The sequence below is a fragment of the Kitasatospora sp. NPDC051984 genome (genome assembly GCF_044593455.1).
Lineage (GTDB): Bacteria > Actinomycetota > Actinomycetes > Streptomycetales > Streptomycetaceae > Kitasatospora.
In genome coordinates this window covers 275873-297067 of the sequence record NZ_JBIUCB010000002.1, presented here as the reverse complement: position 1 = coordinate 297067, position 21195 = coordinate 275873, and the positions used below count along the sequence as shown (strand labels likewise).

The following is a 21195-nucleotide window of genomic DNA, read 5'->3' as shown; positions in this document are numbered from 1 at the left end:
ACGGGTGGGGTCAGTTGGAAGGTCCGGTGGTGGCGTCGGGGGCGGGGCGCCAGGGGTGCAGCAGGCTGGCGAGGACGCTGGTGGTGGGCGGGAAACTCGCCGGGTCGTGCAGTCCGACCGCCACCGGCCGGCGCCCCGGCCGCCAGGTGAAACTGCCGAACAGGTGGTCCCAGATCGCGAGGTCCGCGCCGAAGTGCCCGGACTCGGCCAACACGGTGCTGTGGTGCAGCCGGTGCTGTTCCGGACTGCCGAACACGTGGTTCAGCCGGCCGATTCGGACATCGATGTTCGCGTGCACGAAATAGCCCTGGGCGACGACGAACAGCGAGGTGCAGAAAACCGATTCCCGGGAGAAACCGAGCCAGGCCAGCGCGAGTTGCACCAACGCCTGCCCGAGCAGGACGTCGAGCAGATGATTGACGCCGTTGTTGGTGACGTTCACCTTGTCCAGCGCGTGATGGACGCCGTGCAGCCGCCACAGCCACGGCTGGTGGTGCGACCACCGGTGAAAGAGGTATTTCGCCAGTGAACCGGTGAGCAGGGCGAGCGGGATCTCCACCCGGAGCGGAAGCGTCGGATGCGGCGGCGCCAGCCGGGCGACCAGGGCGGCGACCAACAGTTGGCCGAGTGCCCCGCCCACCATCGTCAGAACGAAGTAGACGGCGTAGCAGCGGAGTTCACGCCCGCCCGGGTGCCAGTCCCGCCGGTAGGGGATGAGTCGCTCGAGGGCCCAGAGGTAACCGATGGTGCCGGCCTGGAACGCGGCGAGGACGCGGCCGATGTCCCAGTGCTGGTGGAGAGTTGCCACGGCACAGGCGGGCACGGTGAACAGCAGGGCGGGATAGGCGGCGTAGCGAAGAACGGTGCGAAATTCGGCCGTCTGACCAAAGGATCTTTCCTGGTTCAACGGCCCTCCAGATGAATCGTCACCGAACTGAACGGGATTCGATGCTAACCGCAGGGCGAGCGGTCGACGCGGAACCGACGTGGCACGGCTTAAGAAAATCTGACGATCCATCAGCTAGCGTAATCGGAAAATCCCGCCGCCCGCGTGGAGGTGCCATGCCCGCCCAACTTTCGCCGCTGCACGCCCTGGACCTACCCGAGTCGGCCCCGCCGCGGTCGGCCACCCTGCGGGACGGCTCGGCGGCCTGGGTGGTGACCAGGTACCACGAGGTGCGGCAGGTGCTGACCGATCCGCGGTTGGTCCGCGACCTGGAGCCCGGGGGTGGCGGCGCGCTCAACGTGTCCACCCATCCGGCGTCGCTCTACAACCAGAACGGATCCGGCCACCAGCGCCTGCGGCGCACCGCGCAGGGCGCGTTCACGGTCCGGGCCGTCGCCCAGTGGCGGCCCTGGGCGGAGGCGGAGGTCGGGCGGTTGCTGGACGACCTGGTGGCGGCCGGACCGCCGGGCGATCTGGTCGCCGGTCTCACCTCCGTCCTGCCGTTCGCGGTGGCGGAGCGACTGATGGGCCTGGAGGGCCTGGAGCCCGGACGGCTGCGGCGCTGGGCCGCCTGCCTGACCGTCGAGGACGCCGAAGCGGGGGGTGAACTGGCGTCGGATCAGCGGGAGTTCGCGCAATTCGCGGCCGCGCTGCTGGCCGAGCGACGGCGCCGGCCGGGCGAGGACCTGGCGAGCCGCCTGGTACAGGCCGCCGACCAGGCCGGCGGGATCCCCGAGGAACAGTTGACGTACCTGCTCGGCGGCCTGGCGGCCAGCGGCAGCGACAGCGTCGCGGGAGTCCTCGCCAACGCGCTGCTGTACCTGCTGGGTGAGCGGCTCGGCAGCTGGCCGCAGCTCGCGGAGGAGGGGCGGGCACGGACGGCCACCGAGTGGTTGCTGCATCACATCCAGCTGGGTGACGACGAGTTCACCACCCGTCGGGCGGTGGAGGCCGTCGAAGTCGGCGGCGTGCGGATCCCGGCCGGATCGACGGTCGCGGTCTGCCTCGGCAGCGCCAACCGGGACCCGGCGGTCTTCCCGGACGGCATGGCGGGCGACCTTTTCGCGCCGCTGCCGGCACCCACCCTGGCGTTCGGCGCGGGCCCGCACCACTGCCTGGGCACCTGGCTGGCGCGGACCCAGCTCCAGGTGGTCCTGCAACGGCTCGCCACTCGGCTGCCCGGCCTGCGCCTGGCCGAGCCGGGCGCGGCCGTCGAGTGGCGCCTGGGCGGCACCACCCGCAGCCCGCGCAGCCTTCGGGTGGAATGGTGATCGGGCTCAACTCCCTTGTGTGGCACATGATCTGACGATCAGTGGGGCGAATGACCTCTTTCGAGGCATTGACGCCGTGTTCGTGCCGAATTTCCCGGCGCCGGTCAGTACGGTTGCGAAGCATTGGACAGGAGGTCCTCCGTGGCCCAGCCGCCCGACCCCACCCCCGATCTGCTGCTGTTCCCGCACAGTGACCTGCACATGGCGCTGACCGGAACGCCGCCGCTCACCCTCTCGCTGGCCACCCGCCAGGTGGCGGTGCCGGCGACGAACGGATTCACCATCACCCCGGTCCTGCCGCGTCAGTGCACGGTCGACTTCTTCGCGCCTTTCAACGACAAGGGCCACCGGTTCGACGGGGTGCCGGTGTACGACAACACCACCGGCGTGGTCACGGCCACCACCCCCGGGGTCTTCCTGTTCCAGGCCCAGACCGGCGGCCAGTACATCGTCGGCCGCCTCCAGGTGCACAAGTCGGTGGTCGGCTGGTGGTTCGGCAACGACTCGATCACCACCGCCCTCGACACCACCGTGGCGCACGCCCAGCCGTCGCTGTACGCGAAGTTCAGCGACGACCCCGGCACCGGGACGGACCTGATCGGCGACATCACCGGCCACGGGTACGTCCAGCTGGTGCCGGCCGACGCCCGGCAGCTCGCCGTGTCGCCCACCGGCCGTCTGCGGGGCGTGCTGCCCACCCAGCCCGGCACCCCCTGGGTGCTGTCCGGGCTGTTCCCCGGCCTGGGCGGTGCGCAACTGCTGAACGTGTGGGTGGTCGACTACGCCGCCGACCACGCGGTGACCCGGGAGATGGGCGGCGACGACCTGACGACCCTGGCCGACAAGCACAACGTGCTGTTCCTCGCCGAGGGGTTCCGCGACCAGGACCGACCGAAGTTCGACCAGATCGTCACCCGGGCCATCCACGAGATGTTCGAGAAGCCCGCGCACGAGCCGTACGGCATGCTGAACAAGAGCTTCAACGTCTTCAAGGCCTTCACCGCCTCCCAGCAGCACACCGTCACCTGCGGATTCCGGGTCGCCGCCGGCGAGGAGCGGATCGACGCCGGCCAGGCGAGGGGCATCGGCTTCCCGATCCCGACCAATCAGATCGGCGGAGGCAACCTCTACAGCCTGGAGGAGCTGGTCCACCTGGTCGGGTTCCCGATGCGCGGCGACCAGCGGACCAACCTGGTGGCGACCTGGCAGGCCCAGGACCTGGTCATCGAGCCGGCCAGGATCAATGACGACCTGATCAAGGCCTGGAAGGCGCACCAGTCGGTCGGGATCCTGCACGCCCGCGACACCTTCTTCGGCGTCCGCCTCGGCCCCCGGCCCGGCGACCGGTTCTCGGGCTTCGGCCCGGTGGTCAGGCCCACCGCCGACACGGTCGGGGACCAAGGGGTCAAGGACTTCGTCGCCCGGGTGTACGAGTTCTACCGGAACAGGCCGACCCGGAACCTGACCCTGGACGTCCGCCGGCACCCGCCCGAGCTGTACATGAACCCCTCGGAAATCAACGTGGCCAACACGCTGCTCCGCTTCGTCGGCAGCCTGAAGGTCACCGGCTCGACGGTCCCGGTCGGCGCCGTGTGGCAGCCCGACGACCAGCACTTCCAGCCCAGCCGGGGCCTGATCGCGCTGATCGTCAACGACGGCGTGGACGGCGGCACCAACTTCAACGTCCGGACGGTGACCGCCCAGACGGTCAACACCATCCAGGGGGTCTCGTACGTCTACGCCAACGCCACCGACAAGCGGGAACTGCGCCGCGACCCGCCCGGCGACACCGAGGTGAACTTCGCCGGAGTCATCGACACCGTCGCACACGAGTTCGGCCACAGCTTCAACCTGCTCGACGAGTACGAGGAGTTCCGCGGCGACGGCGGGCCCGACGAGGAGCAACCCGTCGACCTGGCAGGGGACAACGTGTCCAGGCTCGGATTCCTGCGGGTCGCCCCGGCCCCGGACCGGCGCATCGACCCGGCCAAGGTGAAGTGGTTCCAGCTGCCCCGGATCAGCTCCGCCGCCGTCCTGCTGGCCGACTCGGTGAACGTGACCAGCCCCGTCCAGGGCCTCAAACTCACCATCGGCACCCGGAACATCGCCGAGTGGCAGCAGGTCAAGACGCAGCTGTCCGAGGTGCGGGTGCGCAACTTCGGCATCGCGCCGGGCGGCCAGCAGCTCCCGCTGGACACCACGCCCGCCCACTACCTGGAAGGGCTGATCGTCGGCCAGGTACTGCCGGGGGAGGGCGCGATCATCCTCACCAGGGCGGGCAGCGCCCCGTTCCCGACCTTCGTGAAGGGCTCGATCGCCTTCGTCCCGCTGAAGGACAAGCTGCACCAGCCGCTCCAGGTGGTGGAACCGGAGGTGCTCAGGTTCCTCCAGACCAGCCAGAGCCCGCTCAACCAGGACCCGAACCACGCGGACACCAACCCCAAGGAGGACACCCCGGTCGACATCCCGGACTTCAGCCCGCCCTGCAAGGGAGCCAGGACGATCGGGATCTTCGAAGGCGGCGACCGCTTCGCGGGCGCCCACTACCGGCCGACCGGCCGCTGCAAGATGCGCCAGGGCGAGACCGACTTCTGCCACGTCTGCGCCTGGCTGATCGTCAACCGGGTCGACCCCACCTTCCACGCGCTCCTCGACCGGAAGTTCTACCCGGAGTCCAAGGCGGAGAAGAAGAAGCATGAGTGAGCCGGGCACCTTCGAACGGATCCTGGCGGAGATCGGCCAGGCACTGCTGCCCCTGCGCGACGGGCTGGCCACCCCCGCCGCGTTCACCGCGCTGCTGCGCCGCCTCGGCTGGACGGTCACGGCGATCCCGCAGCCCTTCGTCGACCTGCGGGGCGCCGTCGAGACGCTGTACGACAGCCTGCACTCGCTGCTCGGCGACGGCGGGCTGAACGTCGACGGCACGGTCGGCGACGGCGGGGCCGCCGCGGCGGCGTCGTTCTCACCGGATGACATCAGGCGGGCCCTCGGCGCCGTGCAGGCGCTCATCAAGGGCATCCAGGCGATCGCCAACGCGCCCGCCTCCGCCATCCCCGACACGCTGCGCGCGGACGGCTTCCTCACGCTCTTCCCCGGCCAGCTGATCGACTTCCTGATCGTCACCTACCTGCAGCGCTACCACCCCACCCTCGGCTTCGCGCTGCGCGGCCTCGGCGTGGTGAAGGCCGGCTACGCCCCGCCCACCGGGAACCGGCCGCCGTACCAGCACCTCGCCCTCGACCTCGGCGACCTGCCGCGGGCGCTCGCCGACCCGGCTCAGGTGCTGAAGGACGCCTTCGGCTGGGGCACCGCCGCGTTCGACCAGCCGGAGGTGCTCAACCAGCTCGACAACCTGCTGCGGAGCATCGGCGCCAACGTCAAGGGCGAGCGGGTGGTGCCGTCCACCGCGCTGGCCGTCCAGGGTGCGACGCCGGACCCGTTCGGGCCGCGGACCAGGGCGCTGGCCGCCGTGCTGTTCCAGCGCGTCCAGCCCTCGGCCGAGATGACCGCCGCGATCCGGCTGCTGCCGCTGCCCGCCACCGCCGACGGCGCCCCGCCCGGGCTGGCGCTGCTGCCCTCGTTCACCGGGATGCAGGGCTTCCGGTTCGAGCTCGGGCCGGACATCGCCGTCACCATCCGCGGCGACCTCGACCTGCAGGGCGGCGTCGCGCTGCTGGTGCGCCCCGGCCGGGGCATCGACATGGTGCTCGGGTTCGAGTCGTCCTCCGCGCCGGTGCACGCCAAGGGCTCCATCGACGTCCAGGTGGACCGGTTCGGGCCGACCGACCAGCCGCGCGTCCTGTTCGGCCAGGCCGACGGGACGCGGCTGCAACTGAGCCGGATCAGCGGCGGGGGCGGGGTGCGGCTGGTCGGCGACGCCGTCGACTTCTTCGCCGAATTCGACCTGGAGGGGCTGGAGTTCGTCCTCTCCCCGGCCGGCGCGGACGGCTTCATCGGCTCCGTGCTGCCCGCCGGCGGGTTCACCCTCGGCACCGACCTCACCGTCGGACTCTCCTACCGGCAGGGCTTCTACTTCCGCGGCACCTCCAACCTGGAGATCCAGCTCCCCGCGCACCTGGAACTCGGCCCACTGGAGATCCAGGGCCTCACCATCTCCGTCGCGCCCGGGCCGGACGGGCTGCCGATCGGCCTCGGCGCGTCCTTCCGAGCTGGGCTCGGCCCCGTCACGGCCGTGGTGGAGCAGGTCGGCCTCACCGCCAATGTGGCGTTCCGCTCCGGCGGCGACGGCAACCTCGGCCCCGTCGACCTCACCTTCGGCTTCAAACCGCCCAAGGGAGTGGGCCTCTCGGTGGACGCGGGGGCGGTCAAGGGCGGCGGGTTCCTGTCCTTCGACCCGGACCACGGCGAGTACGCGGGCGCCCTCGACCTGGACTTCGCCGGACTGGTCGAGCTCAAGGCGATCGGCCTGATCAGCACCCGGATGCCCGACGGCAGCAACGGCTTCTCGCTGCTGATCGTGATCACCACCGACTTCGGCTCCACCGGCATCCAACTCGGCTACGGATTCACGCTGTTGGCAGTCGGCGGCCTGATCGGCCTGAACCGGTCGATGAACCTGCAGGCGCTGGCGGAAGGCGTCCGGACCGGCTCGGTCGAATCGGTGATGTTCCCCAAGGACGTCATCGCCAACGCCCCCCGGATCCTCTCCGACCTGCGCACATTCTTCCCGCCCGAGCAGGGCCGGTTCCTGATCGGGCCGATGGCCAAGATCGGCTGGGGGACGCCCACCCTGGTCAGCGTCTCGCTCGGCGTGGTCATCGAGATCCCGCCCGGGGACATCGCCATCCTCGGCGTGCTGAAGTGCCTGCTGCCCAGCGAGGACCTGCCGCTGCTGGCACTCCAGGTGAACTTCGTGGGCGCGCTGGAGGTCGACAAGTCGAGGCTCTGGTTCTTCGCCGAACTGTTCGACTCGCACGTGCTGACGATGACCATCGACGGCGGGATGGGCCTGCTGGTCGCCTGGGGCGACGCACCTGACTTCGTGCTCACCGTCGGCGGCTTCCACCCGTCCTTCAAGCCGCCGCCGCTGCCGTTCCCGGTGCCCAAGCGGCTCTCCGTGGACATCCTCAACCGGCCCGGCCAACTGATCCGGGTGTCCGGCTACTTCGCCGTCACCAGCAACACCGTGCAGTTCGGTGCTGCGGCCGAACTCCGGCTCGGCTTCGGCGGGTTCCGCATCGAGGGCCACCTCTCCTTCGATGCGCTGTTCCGCTTCTCGCCGTTCGCGTTCACCATCCAGATCTCCGCCGGCGTCACCCTGAAGGCCTTCGGCGTCGGCGTCTTCGGCATCGACCTGAACTTCGCCCTCGAGGGCCCCGCGCCCTGGCGGGCGCACGGCCGCGGCTCCATCTCGCTGCTGTTCTTCGAGATCTCCGCCGACTTCGACATCACCTGGGGCGAGGAACACAACACCACCCTGCCCCCGGTGGCCGTACTCCCGCTGCTGGCAGGGGAGTTCGGAAAGATCGAGGGCTGGCAGACCCAGCTGCCCGCCGGCGGCTTCAACCCGCTGGTCACCCTCCGGCAGCTGCCCCCCACCGACCAGCTGGTGCTGCACCCGCTCGGCACCCTGTTCGTCCGCCAGCGGGCCGTCCCGCTGGACGTCCGGCTCGACCGGATCGGCGCCCAACGGCCCAGCGACGGACGGCGGTTCGGCATCGCACCCGCGCCCGACAGTGGCCTCGCCAGGGTCTCCGTCACCGGCGACAGGTTCGCGATGGCCCAGTTCCAGGACCTGGACGACGCCGCCAAACTCTCCCGCCCCGCGTACGAGAGCCAGGACGCCGGACTGGAACTGACCGCGGCCGCCGGCACCCTGCTGGCGCCTCGGGTGGTGCGCCGCAGCGCCCGGTACGAGCTGCACATCATCGACAGCGGCGCGCCCGCGACGGCCGCCGCCGCCCGCCGGGTCGTCCTGATGGCGGCCCGATCCGCCGTTGCCGCGCCGAAGCGCTTCCAGAACGTCAGCCCCGCGATCTTCGGCCAGCTGCTTCAGGGCAGCAGCACCAGCCGCTCGCCGATCTCGCAGCGGGAGTCGCAGCTGCGGCAGCCGTTCGCGCCCGACCAGACGGTGCAGCTCACCGACCGGCGGTTCGTGGTCGCGAACATCCGCAACAACGTCCAGGCACACCCGCCGGCCGGCGGCACCGGCGGGACCTTCCGCAGCCGGGCCACCGCCGAGGACGCGCTCGCCGACTGGATCGGTCTCGATGGTGCTCTTGCAAACCAGCTGCACGTCATTCCCGAGGAGGAGTCCGTCGGCTCGCCGGCCGTGTCGGGCGCCTGGACGGCCGTCGGCCCGCTGCCGGTGCCCGCGCGGGAGATCGAGGCGGTCCGGCTGGCCAACGGCAAGGCGCTGGTGGCCGGGGGAGCGGATGCCAGTGGGGCGGCGCTGGGGTCGGTGGCGCTGTTCGATCCGGTCGCCGGTACCTGGACGGCCGCGGCCGGCCTGGCCACCGCCCGCTCCGGGCACAGCACGAGCCGGCTCGGCGACGGCCGGGTGGTCGTCGCGGGCGGCCTCGGCGCCGGCGGTGCTGTCCTCGCCTCGGCGGAGGTCTACGACCCGGCCCCCGGCACCTGGGCGTCCACCGCCGCGCTCGCCACCGCCCGCCACGGGCACGCCGCCACCGCGCTGGGCGACGGCCGGGTGCTGGTCACCGGCGGCACCGACACCGATGGCCGGGCGCTGGCCACCGTCGAACTGCTCGACCCCGCCACCCTCACCTGGTCCGCCACCGGCCCGGCGATGACCGACGCCCGCACCGGACACCGGGCCGTCCTGCTGAAGGGCGGCAAGGTCCTGGTGGTCGGCGGGGCGCTGCCGACCGGCGGGCCGGACGCGGCGCTCGCCCACTGCGAGCTGTACGACCCCGTCGCCGGCACCTGGACGCCGACCGGCAGCCTGCTCACCGCCCGCAAGGGCCACCAGGCCACGCTGCTCGCCGACGGCCGCGTCCTGGTCACCGGCGGCGACGCGGTGGCCGGTCCGTCCGGTTGGGACTCGCGCAGCCTCGCCACCGCCGAGATCTGGGACCCGGCCACCGGCGCCTGGACCGCCCTCGGCCCCCTGCCGGGCGGCGGCCGCCGCGGACACCGCTGCCTGGCGCTGCGCTCCGGCCTGGTGCTGCTGGTCGGCGGTACGGGCGGGCCGGGGTTCGAGACGGGATTCCGGCACGTCGCCGTCCTCGACCCCGCCGCCGGCAGCTGGACGACCACCGGGGCGCTCGGCACCGGCCGCTACGGCTTCGCGGTGGTGGAACTGACGGACGGCCGGGTGCTGGTGGCGGGCGGGACCGCCTCGGCCGGCGCGGCGGCTCCCGGGCCGGATCCGGTCGAGTTGGCCGTCGCCGTCGAGGCGTACGTGCCCTGATGACGTGACCCGCCTTCGGGCGGACCCGTTCGCCGCCGCCGAGGCCCGATGACGTAAACCCCATGACGGAAGGTTCGACCCCCATGACCAGCACCATCGCGCCGGCCGCAGCGAAGTGGACCGCCGCTCACGATCTGACCGGGGCCACGGCCTGGTACGGGCAGCACGACGGGCCGGTCGTGCTGAAGGGGACCTCGAAGGTGCTGGCGGTCGGCGGCAGCGACCCGAGCGGAGCGGCTCTCGGGCGGGCCGTCGTGTACGACCCGGCCGCCGACACCTGGACGGCGACCGCCACTCAGCCCTCGCCGCGGCGGCTGCACGCGGTGGTGGCGCTGGCCGACGGGAAGGTGCTGGCCTGTGGGGGCATCGGCGGATCCACCGCGCCGGGGCTGGCCTCGGCCGAGGTCTACGACCCGGTGGCCAACACCTGGACGCCGGCCGGGACGATGAACCAGGCCCGCTGGGGGCACAGCGCGGTGCTGCTGCCGAACGGCAAGGTGCTGGTGGCGGGAGGCAGCGCCGTCCGGTCCGGGAGCACCACCAAGGCGCTGCGGTCCGCCGAGTTGTACGACCCGGCGGCGGGGACCTGGACGGTGACGGGTGATCTCACCGACGCGCGGTCGGGGCATGTCGCGGTGGTGCTGAAGGACGGCAAGGTGCTGGCGGTCGGCGGGACCGCGTCCGTCGGGACCGGCCAGGACCCGGCTCTCGCGTTCTGCGAGCTGTACGACCCGACCACCGGCACCTGGAGTCCGACCGGCAGCCTGCTGCGTCCGCGCGCTCTGCACCAGGCGACCGCGCTGTCCGACACCACCGTGCTGGTGACCGGCGGCCGGGCGCCGGGGGCCGCGGACGACGGCACCTTCGACCCGGTCAGCCGGCGGACGGCGGAGAAGTACGACCTCACCACCGGCGTCTGGACCGCCGCCAAGGACATGCCCGCCGGGCGTGCCCAGCACCGCGCCGTCGCGGTCGGCACCGGCGGGGTGCTGGTGGTCGGCGGCACCGGCAGCGAGGCCGACGAGGCCGGTTTCCGCAGCGTCGTCCAGTACGACTCGGCCGCCGATGCCTGGACCGCCCAACCGGGCATGCCCACCGGCCGGTGGGGCTTCGCGGTGGCCGTTCTGCCCGACGGCCGGGTGCTCGCGGCGGGCGGCGCCGCCCGCGCCGGACTGGCCGCCGCCGACCCGACGACGACCGAACTCACCGCCGCCACCGAGCTGTTCAACGGGAGTGGGGCATGACCGCGAACGGCTACTCGTTCCTGCCGTGGCTGCGCACCGGCCTGTCCACCCGGATCACCCAGGACCCGGGTACGGCGGCCCGCGCCACCATCCCGGTCAAGCTGCTGCTGAGCGGTGAGGGCCTGGACGGCAGCCCGCTGAGTCAGAGTGTCGAGCGGGCGGTGCAGCTGTACGGTCCGGGCGACATCGTCGGCGTCGAGGGGCGGGCGATCTCCCGGCGGGAGCCGCTGCCGGGCACCACCAACATCGAGCCCAACTACCTGGCGCACATCGAGTTCTACGACGAGGACTTCCCCTGGCGGTACAGCCCGGCGGTGGCCGACGGTTCCACCGACCGGCTCGCGCCCTGGCTGGCGCTCGTCGTGCTCGCCGCCAGGGCGGACGCGAACGGTGCGCCCGCCGAGTTCGAGGAGGGCGGCGGCGGCACCCCGCTGCCGTTCGTCACCGTCAAGAACCCGAACGTGTTCCCGCCGCCCGACCAGCTCGGCGCCTGGGCGCACGTGCACGTGAACGGTTCGCTGGACGATCCGGTGGCGCGAGAGCTCGGCGGACCGGGTGACCCGGTGCTCGGGGAGCTCGCCGAGATCCTGCGCACCGACCCGGACCGGGCCTGTTCGCGGCTGGTCTGCCCGCGCCACCTCCAGCACGACGTGGCGTACGAGGCGTTCCTCGTCCCGGCGTTCGAGACCGGGCGGCTCGCGGGGCTCGGGTTCGACCCGGCGCTGTCGCCCGCCGCGCTGTACTCCAGCTGGGGCCCGGACTACCCCAACCGCATGGGCACGGGCCAACTGCCCTACTACCAGCGGTGGGCGTTCACCACCGGCGCCACCGGCGACTTCGAGTACCTGGTACGGCTGCTGAAGCCGCGCCGCCCCGACCCCGCGGTCGGCCGCCGGGACATGGACGTGCACCGTTCGGCCGGGCCGGGTCTGCCGCCGATCACCACCCCGGCCGCGATCGGCGGGGTGCTGAAGCTCGGCGGCGCGCTCCAGCTGCCCGAACAGCCCATCGACGCCTGGGAGAACTGGGACAACTTCTACGACCGGCCGGCGCCCGCCGCGTCCTACCCGCACCCCTTCGAGCAGGCGCTGGCCAACCTGGTCAACCTCGCCGAGGCCTACCAGTCCGCCACCCCGGCGGCCGTGAACGGCGCGCTGCCGGCCGACCAGGCGATGTCGCTGTCGGCCGGCGTCGACCCGGTGATCACCCCGCCGCTGTACGGCCGTTGGCACGCGCTCACCAACCACCTGCTGATCGACGACGCCGGTCAGCCGCTGCCCTCGCCCGCCAACCGCAACTGGGTGCACCGGCTCAACCTCGACCCGCGGCACCGGGTCGCCGCGAATTTCGGTACCAAGGTCGTCCAGGCGCGGCAGGACGAGTTCATGGACGCCGCGTGGGCCCAGATCGGCGACGTCCTGACGGCCAACGCGAAGATCCGCGCCGCCCAGCTGGCCCGCGAGGTCGGGCACCGGCTCCAGGTCAAGCACCTGTCGCCGCCCGCCGCCCCGGCCGGCGCGGTGCCGCCGCCGCCCACCGGCAAGTACCTGACGCTGACCGCGCCCGCCCACCCCCGCGTCACCACCCCGGGGCCCGGTGCGGCGATCGACGCCGCCGCCGAGCAACTGGCCGTCGGCTTCCAGGTGGCGGCCAGCCGCGTCGCCGAGGCCCCGCTGTCCGCCACCATGCGTCGCCTCATCCGCCCCGGCGCCCGGCTGATGCGCTCGCTGACCTTCCCGCCCGACCAGCCCCGCGAGGCGCTGCTGCCGCGGATGGACGCCGACACCGGCGCCGTCACCGCCGCCGCGCCCAAGGTCAAACCGGCCGCCCTGGTCACCCCGGATCAGCTCGATCACGTCCTGCACCCCGTGGTCGGCCTGGCGGCGGCGGATCCGGTGGGCTCGCTGCCGCACAGCCCGGACTTCGTCCTCAAGGACATCGGCGACCCCGTCCCGCCCACCACCGGCGGCACCGTCGACAGCCCCGAGGCGCAGCGGTACAAGGGCGCCCTCACCGAGCTCTACCAGGGCTGGGGCGACGCCGACGCCGTCGGACAGGCCCCCGCCCGGGGCCCGCTCGGCGTCGCCGGGACGACGGACGCGGTGCTGACGGGGCTGCACCCGGACACCACCGTCCCCCGCTGCCTGCTCGGCTCGGTGGACGTGCCGGAGCGGCTGCGCCCGTTCGCCGAGAACTTCATCGAGGCGATGGCCTACCCGGTGATCGACCTGCCGATGTACCGCTCGCTGCTCGACCAGTCGACGGACGTCTTCGCGCCGAACCTGGACCTGATCCCGGCGAACTCGATCACCCTGCTGGCCAACAACCGCCGCTTCATCGAGTCGTACCTGGTCGGCCTCAACCACGAGATGGCCCGGCTGATGCTCTGGCGCGAGTACCCGACCGACCAGCGCGGCACCCCGTTCCGCCAGTTCTGGGACCCGCGGGCCGCGCTCTCCCCGCCCGGCGAGACCCCCGACCAGCGCCGCGAACGGCTCTACGACATCCAACCGATCCACCGCTGGGGCCCCGCCGCACTGCTCGGCGAGAACGACAACCGCCAGCAGCCCGGCACCGCGCAGAAGGACGACCTGGTGCTGGTCGTCCGCGGCGAACTGCTGAAGAAGTACCCGAACACCGCCGTGTACGCGCACAAGGCCGCCTGGCCGCTGGACGACGCCGGCAACCCGATCACCACCGGGGAACGCATCCCCGCGCCGCTGCCCGACGAGGACCACCCGACGCCCGACCTGGTCCGGCTGCCGCTCTACGAGGCCAAGGTCGAACCCGACATCTACCTGATCGGGTTCGACCTGGACGCCGCCGAGGCGCGCGGCAATCCGCCCGCCGACCCCGGCTGGTTCTTCGTCCTCAAGGAACGCCCCGGCGAACCCCGCTTCGGCCTCAACGAGCCGGACGCCGGACCGCAGCCGCCCGTCGAGCTGTGGAACGACCTCAACTGGCAGGACGTGGACCCGGGCGGGACCGGCTTCGTCGAGTTCACCGACACCACGAACGTCCCGCTGGCGCCCCTCGACCCCGCCGAGGAGGACCCGGACACCAAGCAGCAGCACACCGAGGACGCGACGCTGCCGCTCTGGTACTCCCGGCTCAGCTCCGCCGACATCGCCTACATCCTCTTCCGGGCGCCGATCATGGTCGCCATTCACGCACAGGAGATGCTCCCCGTATGGCCGACAACGCCCTGAGCGACGACTTCCCCGTCCTGCTCGGCCCGGTACGGATCGAGACCACGTTCACCGCCACCGAACTGCTGGTCCGCGTCTTCCCCGACGACTGGTCCGTCGACACCTTCGAACCGCGGCCCACCGAGGCCGAACTCGGCGCCCTCGACGCCTACTGGACGGCGCTGTGGCGCACCGGCGGAGACCCCGTCGGCGACCGGGCGGCCTGGCACGAACTCGTCGGCCGGATCGCCCCCGGCCGGGCGACCTGGCTGCTGAGCAACCACCAGCCCGCCAACCCCGGCGACCGGCCGATGCCCGTCCCCGCCGGCACCACCGTGCTCGTCATCCTCACCGCGACCGCGCTGCCCGCCGCCGACCGGCAGCCGACGGTCGACTACTGGACGGCGGTCTGGCGCGCCCACGGCGACCGGGTGAAGCTGCGGGCCGCCGACACCGCGCTGCTCGCCGCCGTCGGCCCGGCCAGGGCGGCGCCGATCCGGGCCCGCCGGCCCGCCGGCATCGACGCCGCGCCGCTGGCGAGCGGCGACGCCGTCCTGGTGGCCTTCCCCGTGGTGCCCCGCCCGCCCGACACCGGCATCGCCCAGAAGCCCTGGACGGTCGCCGCCACCGCCGGCCTGCTGCCCGACCGGTTCCGGCTGCTCGGCTGGGCCGGCGGCACCAAGGTCGTCGACCTGGTCGGCAACCCCGTCCCCGCGAGCCTCCAGGTCAGCCCCGACCCGAGTTCCACCGACCCGATGAAGGTCGACGAGACCACCGGCGTGCTGACCGTCCCCGACGCGCTGCTGTGGCTGACCGACTTCGACCGGGCCGTCACCGACGGCATGGGCTTCCGGATCCCACTGACCACCGCCCTGGCCGGCGGCCTCGACCGGCTGGTGGTGCTCGGCCTGCGCGCGCAGTCCACCCCGGCGCAGTCCGCCGCCGACCTGACCGACCGGCTCACCCGCCAACTCCGCAGCCCCGCCGGACTCGGCCTGCTGCCCCAGGGCACCCCCACCAACAACAGCGCCCAGGCACCCGCCGGCACCGACCCCACCCGGCAGGCCGACAGCGCCCTGCGCTCCGCCGCCGCCGGGGCGGACTGGACCACCCGCACCGACGGCCAGTGGTTCGCCGAACTGCTCGGCCTCGACCCCGCCGCCCTGGCCGGCATGGCCAACTCCGACAGCACCGACCAGCGCGACGCCCGCGCCGCCGACACCGCGCTGTGGCCCGCCACCTGGGGCAACCAGCTGCAGACCGTGCTGCACCCGATCTTCGGCCGGGCCGTCGTCGAACAGACCCGGCAGTACTACCTCGACCACGTCTCCGGCCGCGGCCCCGTCCCCGCCGTACAGATCGGCCGGCAGCCCTACGGGATCCTGCCCACCACCGCGTTCTCCCGGCTCGCCTGGCCGGACACCAACCCCGTCGCGCCCCACCGCCGCGGCCTGTACACCGTGCTCCAGGCCGCCGCCGCCGACTGGCAGGCCGCCACCGGCAAGGTCGCCCACCTCGGCGCTCAAGGGGCCGACGCCCACCAGCACCTGCTGGACATCCTCGCCGCGCACCCCACCTCCGCCGAGTACTACCAGCGGTACGCGCTGAGCGTCGAGGACATCTTCAACCGGGAGAACCTCGGCGCACTCGGCTCGACCGTCCTGCCCGCCCTCGAACGCCTGGGCCAGCCCGGGCCGATCCGCGACCTGCTGACCCGCTTCGGCTACCCCGACACCGGCAACGCCCAGGACCCCGACCTGGTCCGCCGCCTCTTCACCGACACCCAGCACCCGCTGCTCGCCCCACCCGTCGACGACCGGCCGCTCTCCGAGACCGACCCGATCCGGCCCTACACCGCCGACGGCGCCAACTACCTCCAGTGGCTGGCCGCCCACGCCCGTACCGACCTGGAGACCGTCCGCACCGAGGCCGGCTTCCCCGACGACGACCTGCCGTCCGCGCTGCTCTACCTGCTGGCCCGCCACGCGCTGCTGCTCGGCTGGGCCGACGCCGCCACCGAACTCGCCATCGCCGCCGGCATCGCCAGCCCCGCCGAACAGGCCGCCGCCGACCCGGCGTTCATCCACGTCAAGATCCCCGCGCCCGGCCAGACCCTGCCCAGCGAGAGCCGCTACCGGCGGCTCTACTCCGCCGCGCCGGAGATCACCGGCGACCCGACCCGGCTGGTCGTCGACCACATCCCCCGCGTTCTCGGCACCGCCCCCGGCACCGCCCGCCTCGCCGAACAGGCCACCGCCCTCGACCTGTTGACCACCCTGCCCACCGCCCGGTTGGAGCGCGTCCTCGCCGAACACCTCGACTGCGCCACCTACCGGCTCGACGCCTGGCGCCTCGGCCTCGCCAACGAACGCCTCGCCGAACTGCGCTACGGCCCCGACGGCACCGCCCCCGCCACCCCCGGCCTGCACCTCGGCGTGTACGGCTGGCTGGAGGACGTCCGCCGCCGCGACACCAGCACACTCACCGAAGTCACCCTCACCGGGCCGCTCGCCCAGGTCTTCCAGGGCAGCACGCCGCTGCTGCACGACGCGAAGAACGGCGGCCACCTGCACGCCCCGTCCCCCGGCCACGCCCGCACCGCCGCCGTGCTGCGGGCCGGCTACCTCGCCAACGGCTCACCGCAGAACCCCGGCTCGTTCGCCGTCAACCTCAGCTCCGGACGGGTCCGGATCGCCCTCGGCCTGCTCGACGGCATGCGGCAGGGGCAGTCCCTCGGCGCGCTGCTCGGCTACCGGCTCGAACGCGCCCTGCACGACGCCCACGAACAGGCCGAGGTCGACTTCCTGATCTCCGCGCTGCGCCTCAAGTTCCCGCTGCGGGCCGGCCGGATCGCCGACACCGTCCCCGGCCAGGCCGACCAGCCCGACCCGGCCAAACCCCTGGCGATCGGCCAGCTCGAAGCCCACAACGTCATCGACGGCCTCGCCCTGGTCCGCCTGGTGACCAGGGGCGACGCACCCCAGACCTACCCCTTCGGCCTGGACGGCCTGCCCACCGTCAACGGCGCCCAGCAGGCCGTCGTCGACCGCTCCGTCCAGGACCTGCTCGACGTCCACGATGCGCTCTCCGACCTCGCCGTCGCCGAAAGCACCCACCAGGCGCTGCTCGGCAACCCCGAACGCGCCTCCGCCACCCTCGACGCGTACGCCAAGGAAGGACTGCCACCCGAACCCGCCGTCGTCACCACCCCCCGAAGCGGCACCACCCTCACCCACCGCTTCGGCCTGCGCCTCACCCCCGGCCTCAAACCCGACACCGGCGCGCCCCCGCTCTCCCACAACACCCCGCGCGCCCAGGCCGAACCCGCCGTCAACGCCTGGCTGCCCGCGCTGCTGCCGCCCGCCACCGGCGTCGTCGCCCAGGTCACCTGGACCGACCCGATCACCGGACAGCCCCGCAGCCGCACCCTCAGCCAGTTCGACCTCCACCTCCAGCCGATCGACCTGCTCTGGGCGGTCCGCCCGGCCGGCGACAGCGCCATGACCGACCTCGACGACCGGATCACCGGCGCCGTCATCGCCCTCGACAACCCGCGGCCCGACGCCGAACTGACCATCCACTACACCGACCGGGTCGCCGGGAAGATCACCTTCTTCGAACTCGCCCCGCTGATCAACGTGCTGCGCCCGCTGCTGACCACCGCCCGGCCGCTGCGCCCCACCGACCTGATGCCCGCCGCCGGACCGGCCCCCGCCGACCGGGCCGCCGACGACGCCGTCTCGCTGCCCCGCGAACGCCCCGCCGCCGTCCGGGCCTCGCTGGACGTGCTGCGCACCAACGTCGAGAGCTACCTCGCCACGCTGGCGCCGCTCTACCCGGCCGGTGCGCCGCCGCAGCGCGCCCAGATCCTCGCCACCGTCGACACCCTGCTCACCGGGTACGCCAACCTGGTCACCACGGCCGCCGGCTTCGGCATGGTCCGCAGCGGCTGGGGCGAACTCGCGATGTGGCGCCGGGGCGTCTTCGGCGACGTGCTGGCCGCCGTCGCCGCCGCCGCGGACCGGATGACCAGGGCACTCGCCCAGGCCGACGCGCTGCTCGCCACCTACGACGCGCTGCCGTTCAACACCTCCGCCGCCGAACGGTTCCGGCTGCTGCAACAGGCCGAGCGGCTGATCGCCACCACCCCCACCACGCCGCTGCCCGCCCTGCCGGCCGTCCTGCGCGGGATCCTGGTGGGACGGCGGCAGGCCTTCGCCAACAAGCTGGCCTCGCTCCGGGCGGAGGCCAGGACCGTCCGCACCACGCTCAGCGGCCTGCTCGCCGAAGTCGCCGGCAAGCTCCCGCTGACCGCCTTCGACCCGACCGACCTCAGCCTCCAGCCGTTCCAGGACCGGGTGGTGCTGTTCTGCCGCGACCTGCTGGACCGCGCGGGCGCGCTGCACACCGACGTCCTCGCCCGGCTGGCCGGCGCCGACCAGGCGCTCGCCGCGTACGACGCGGCCGTCACCGGGCCGGACCAGGTCACGGTGGCGCTCGACGCGCTCAAGGCGCTGCTCGGCCAGGACGCCCTCGCCGTACCGGAGTTCACGCCCGACCCGCAGCTCGCCGCCGACTGGCAGAACGCCGTCGCCAACAGCGGCACGCTCGTCCAGCACCTCACCCAGCCCCCGTTCGGGCGGGACTTCCCGATCGACGACTGGGCGCACGGCATCGCCCGGGTCCGCGACAAGCCCCGGCTGTGGGAGCAGGCCGTGCTGCTGAGCGACGCCCTGCGCGGGCCCGGCGGGCTGCTCGGCTCCCTGCTCCAGTCCGCCGAACCGCAACTGACGCCGATCCAGCTGCCGTTCCGGCCCGGCGACCACTGGCTGGCCATGGAGTTCGCCGACGACACGCCCATCACCGAGGACAAGGTGCTGTTCACCGCCCACTACGCGCCCGACCCGCTGCTGCCCTCCACCACCCGGGTCGGCCTGCTGTTCGACGAATGGACGGAGGTGGTCCCCACCGACCGCGAGACCACCGGCATCGCGCTGCACTACGACGGCCCGGACTCCCAGCCGCCGCAGGCCATGCTGCTGGTCGTGCCGCCCGTGCGCACCGGCACCTGGAACACCGACGACCTGATCGCCGCGATCGGCGAAACACTCGACCTGGCGAAGACCCGCGGCGTCGAACCCGAACACCTCGACAACACCGCCTACGCCCAACTGCTGCCCGCCACCGTGATGTCCGCGACCCGGCAGCCGATCACCATCTCCACCGACCTCGCGACCGCCAACCAGCGCTGGAAGGCCGCCCATGCCTGAGCCCCGCATTGCCGACCTTCCCACGGCACTCGCCGGCCGGACGAACCCGGCCGTCGGGGTGTGGAACCGGCTGGAGGGACGGCCCCGCACCACCGACTTCCAGCGCGCGCTGCGGGCCGAACTGCGCGACCCGCTCTGGCTGTTGACCCGTCAGTGGCAGCTCGGCGAGTTCCGCGCCACCGACGGCGGCTCACCCGTCACCGCCACGTACTCGATCGCCGGGACCCGGCCCAGCCGGTTCCGCCCCGACGACGGCGCCGCCGAAGCACTGCCGGACGACCGGCCGCTGGAGGCGCTCGCCGAACGGCGCCCGCCGGCCTTCGTGGCGGGCAGCGACCCGATCGCCTTCGACCTGCGGCTGGCGATCGGCCGGCGGTGGCTCAAACTGCTGGGCCGCGACCAGGTGCTGGCCAACATCGCGTTCGACTTCCGCGGCCAGTACGTCCGGATGTACCCGATCGCGCTGCCCGACCCGACCACCGACACCGACGCGCCGCGGACGTCCGACCCGGAGACCTGGTCCACTCTCCAAGCCGTCGCCGGACGGCGGATGGACGGCTACCTGCTGTACCGGCACATCAAGGGCGGCGGCCACGCCTCCGACGGCATCAACGACCTCCTGCACCTGCACTACCCGGCGCTCGACGCCCTCGGCACCCGCCTGGTCGCCTGGTTCGACGACCTCATCGACCAGCCGGACGGCGACGACAGCTGGGACCCGCGCCGCCTCGAACACCGCTTCTCGGTGGCCGGTACCGCCCCCGACGGCACCGAAAAGGTGCTCACCGCACAGGAGTTCCCCGGCGGCGAACTCGACTGGCACGCCTTCTCGATCGACCCCGACCACCCCGTCGGCGGCGCCGAACCGCCACTCCCGCCGATCAACCGCACCGTCTTCCCCGCGCCGCTGCGCTACGCCGGCATGCCACTGCCGCGCTGGTGGGCGATCGAGGACGGCGGCACCAACTTCGCCGCCGTGTCGCCGGACAGCACCGACCTGGCCCGGCTGATCTTCCTCGAGTTCGCGCTGGTCTACAGCAACAACTGGTACCAACTCCCGTGCGAACTACCGGTCGGCACCCTCGCGTCGATCCAGGGACTCGCCATCACCGACGTGTTCGGACAGCGGCTGTGGATCACCCCCGCGGGCACCGGCCTGGACGAGAACTGGCAGCGCTGGTCGATGTACACCCTCGACACCATCGACGCCGGACCCGACACCCCCGCCGACACCAGCCTGCTGCTGCCCGCCAGCGTGCCCAAGGTCGCCGACGGACCCGCGCTGGAGGAAGTGTCGCTGGTCCGCGACGAGGCCGCCGACCTGGTCTGGGGCATCGAGGCGACCGTCCCCCGCCCCACCGGCCCGGGCCGCCGGGGCAGCGAGGTCGCCGCCGAGATCCGTGCCTACCACCTGCGCCTCCACCCGCCCGCCCCGCCGGACGCGCCGCTCGCACCGATCGCCTACGAGGCGATGAACTCCGTCCCCGAGCACTGGATCCCGTTCATCCCCGTGCACGTCCCCGGCGACAACCGCACCGTCCAGCTGCAACGCGCCGCCATGCCCGACGTCGTCGGCGTACTGCCGCCCGTCCAGCCGCGGACCTCGCTGCTGCGCGAGGGACTGGACGCGGCCACACCGCACGGGTACTTCGTCAACCAGGAGGAAGTCCCGCAGACCGGCACCCGGCTCTCCGTCGCCTACCACCGGACCCGGTGGCGCAGCGGCCGGGTCTGCGTCTGGCTCGGCGCCCAGCGCGGCGCGGGGCGGGGCGAGGGGGCGAGCGGGCTGGCGTTCGACCTGCTGGTGGACACCACGGCGCCCTGAGCCTTGGGTGGACCGACGCCGGACCGGCGGTTCGGGCGGTGTTCGTAGGATGGTCATGGCT

The 21195-nt window shown here is 73.0% G+C and carries 8 protein-coding genes; 7 read left to right on the top strand and 1 reads right to left on the bottom strand.

All coding sequences use genetic code 11. The features are described from left to right. Positions 1–10: 10 nt before the first annotated feature. The gene (locus ACIHEI_RS05275) at positions 11–907 is read right to left on the bottom strand and encodes a sterol desaturase family protein (protein ID WP_396605678.1); all 897 of its coding nucleotides are present in this window, start codon (positions 905–907) and stop codon (positions 11–13) included. Positions 908–1062: 155 nt separating this feature from the next. Here ACIHEI_RS05275 and ACIHEI_RS05270 point away from each other — a divergent pair, with 155 nt between their 5' ends. The 7 genes from ACIHEI_RS05270 to ACIHEI_RS05240 all read left to right on the top strand — a co-directional run bounded on the left by ACIHEI_RS05270 (position 1063) and on the right by ACIHEI_RS05240 (position 21134). Further along, positions 1063–2217 (top strand): cytochrome P450, encoded by a 1155-nt coding sequence (locus ACIHEI_RS05270; protein WP_396605677.1) that lies wholly within the window; start codon positions 1063–1065, stop codon positions 2215–2217. A gap of 141 nt (positions 2218–2358) precedes the next feature. Further along, positions 2359–4920 (top strand): hypothetical protein, encoded by a 2562-nt coding sequence (locus ACIHEI_RS05265; RefSeq protein ID WP_396605676.1) that lies wholly within the window; start codon positions 2359–2361, stop codon positions 4918–4920. Further along, positions 4913–9607 carry a DUF6603 domain-containing protein gene (locus tag ACIHEI_RS05260; RefSeq protein ID WP_396605675.1) on the top strand — a complete coding sequence of 1565 codons (4695 nt, stop codon included), beginning with the start codon at positions 4913–4915 and terminating at the stop codon, positions 9605–9607. The genes ACIHEI_RS05265 and ACIHEI_RS05260 overlap by 8 nt, the downstream gene beginning before the upstream one ends. A gap of 83 nt (positions 9608–9690) precedes the next feature. Continuing rightward, positions 9691–10851, top strand: coding sequence for a Kelch repeat-containing protein (locus ACIHEI_RS05255; protein WP_396605674.1), 1161 nt, complete (start codon positions 9691–9693; stop codon positions 10849–10851). After that, positions 10848–14060: a hypothetical protein gene (locus tag ACIHEI_RS05250; RefSeq protein ID WP_396605673.1), complete on the top strand. Its 3213-nt coding sequence runs from the start codon at positions 10848–10850 to the stop codon at positions 14058–14060. Before ACIHEI_RS05255 ends, ACIHEI_RS05250 begins: the two co-directional genes overlap by 4 nt. Continuing rightward, positions 14042–19309 carry a hypothetical protein gene (locus ACIHEI_RS05245; protein WP_396605672.1) on the top strand — a complete coding sequence of 1756 codons (5268 nt, stop codon included), beginning with the start codon at positions 14042–14044 and terminating at the stop codon, positions 19307–19309. The genes ACIHEI_RS05250 and ACIHEI_RS05245 overlap by 19 nt, the downstream gene beginning before the upstream one ends. Continuing rightward, positions 19302–21134: a hypothetical protein gene (locus ACIHEI_RS05240; RefSeq protein ID WP_396605671.1), complete on the top strand. Its 1833-nt coding sequence runs from the start codon at positions 19302–19304 to the stop codon at positions 21132–21134. The genes ACIHEI_RS05245 and ACIHEI_RS05240 overlap by 8 nt, the downstream gene beginning before the upstream one ends. Positions 21135–21195: the final 61 nt, after the last annotated feature.

What these genes read in the sequence shown, in the direction of transcription:
- ACIHEI_RS05255 (WP_396605674.1), top strand. Translation starts at nt 9,691, where the DNA reads ATGACCAGCACCATCGCGCCGGCCGCAGCGAAGTGGACCGCCGCTCAC.
- ACIHEI_RS05245 (WP_396605672.1), top strand. Translation starts at nt 14,042, where the DNA reads ATGGCCGACAACGCCCTGAGCGACGACTTCCCCGTCCTGCTCGGCCCG.
- ACIHEI_RS05270 (WP_396605677.1), top strand. Translation starts at nt 1,063, where the DNA reads ATGCCCGCCCAACTTTCGCCGCTGCACGCCCTGGACCTACCCGAGTCG.
- ACIHEI_RS05260 (WP_396605675.1), top strand. Translation starts at nt 4,913, where the DNA reads ATGAGTGAGCCGGGCACCTTCGAACGGATCCTGGCGGAGATCGGCCAG.
- ACIHEI_RS05240 (WP_396605671.1), top strand. Translation starts at nt 19,302, where the DNA reads ATGCCTGAGCCCCGCATTGCCGACCTTCCCACGGCACTCGCCGGCCGG.
- ACIHEI_RS05250 (WP_396605673.1), top strand. Translation starts at nt 10,848, where the DNA reads ATGACCGCGAACGGCTACTCGTTCCTGCCGTGGCTGCGCACCGGCCTG.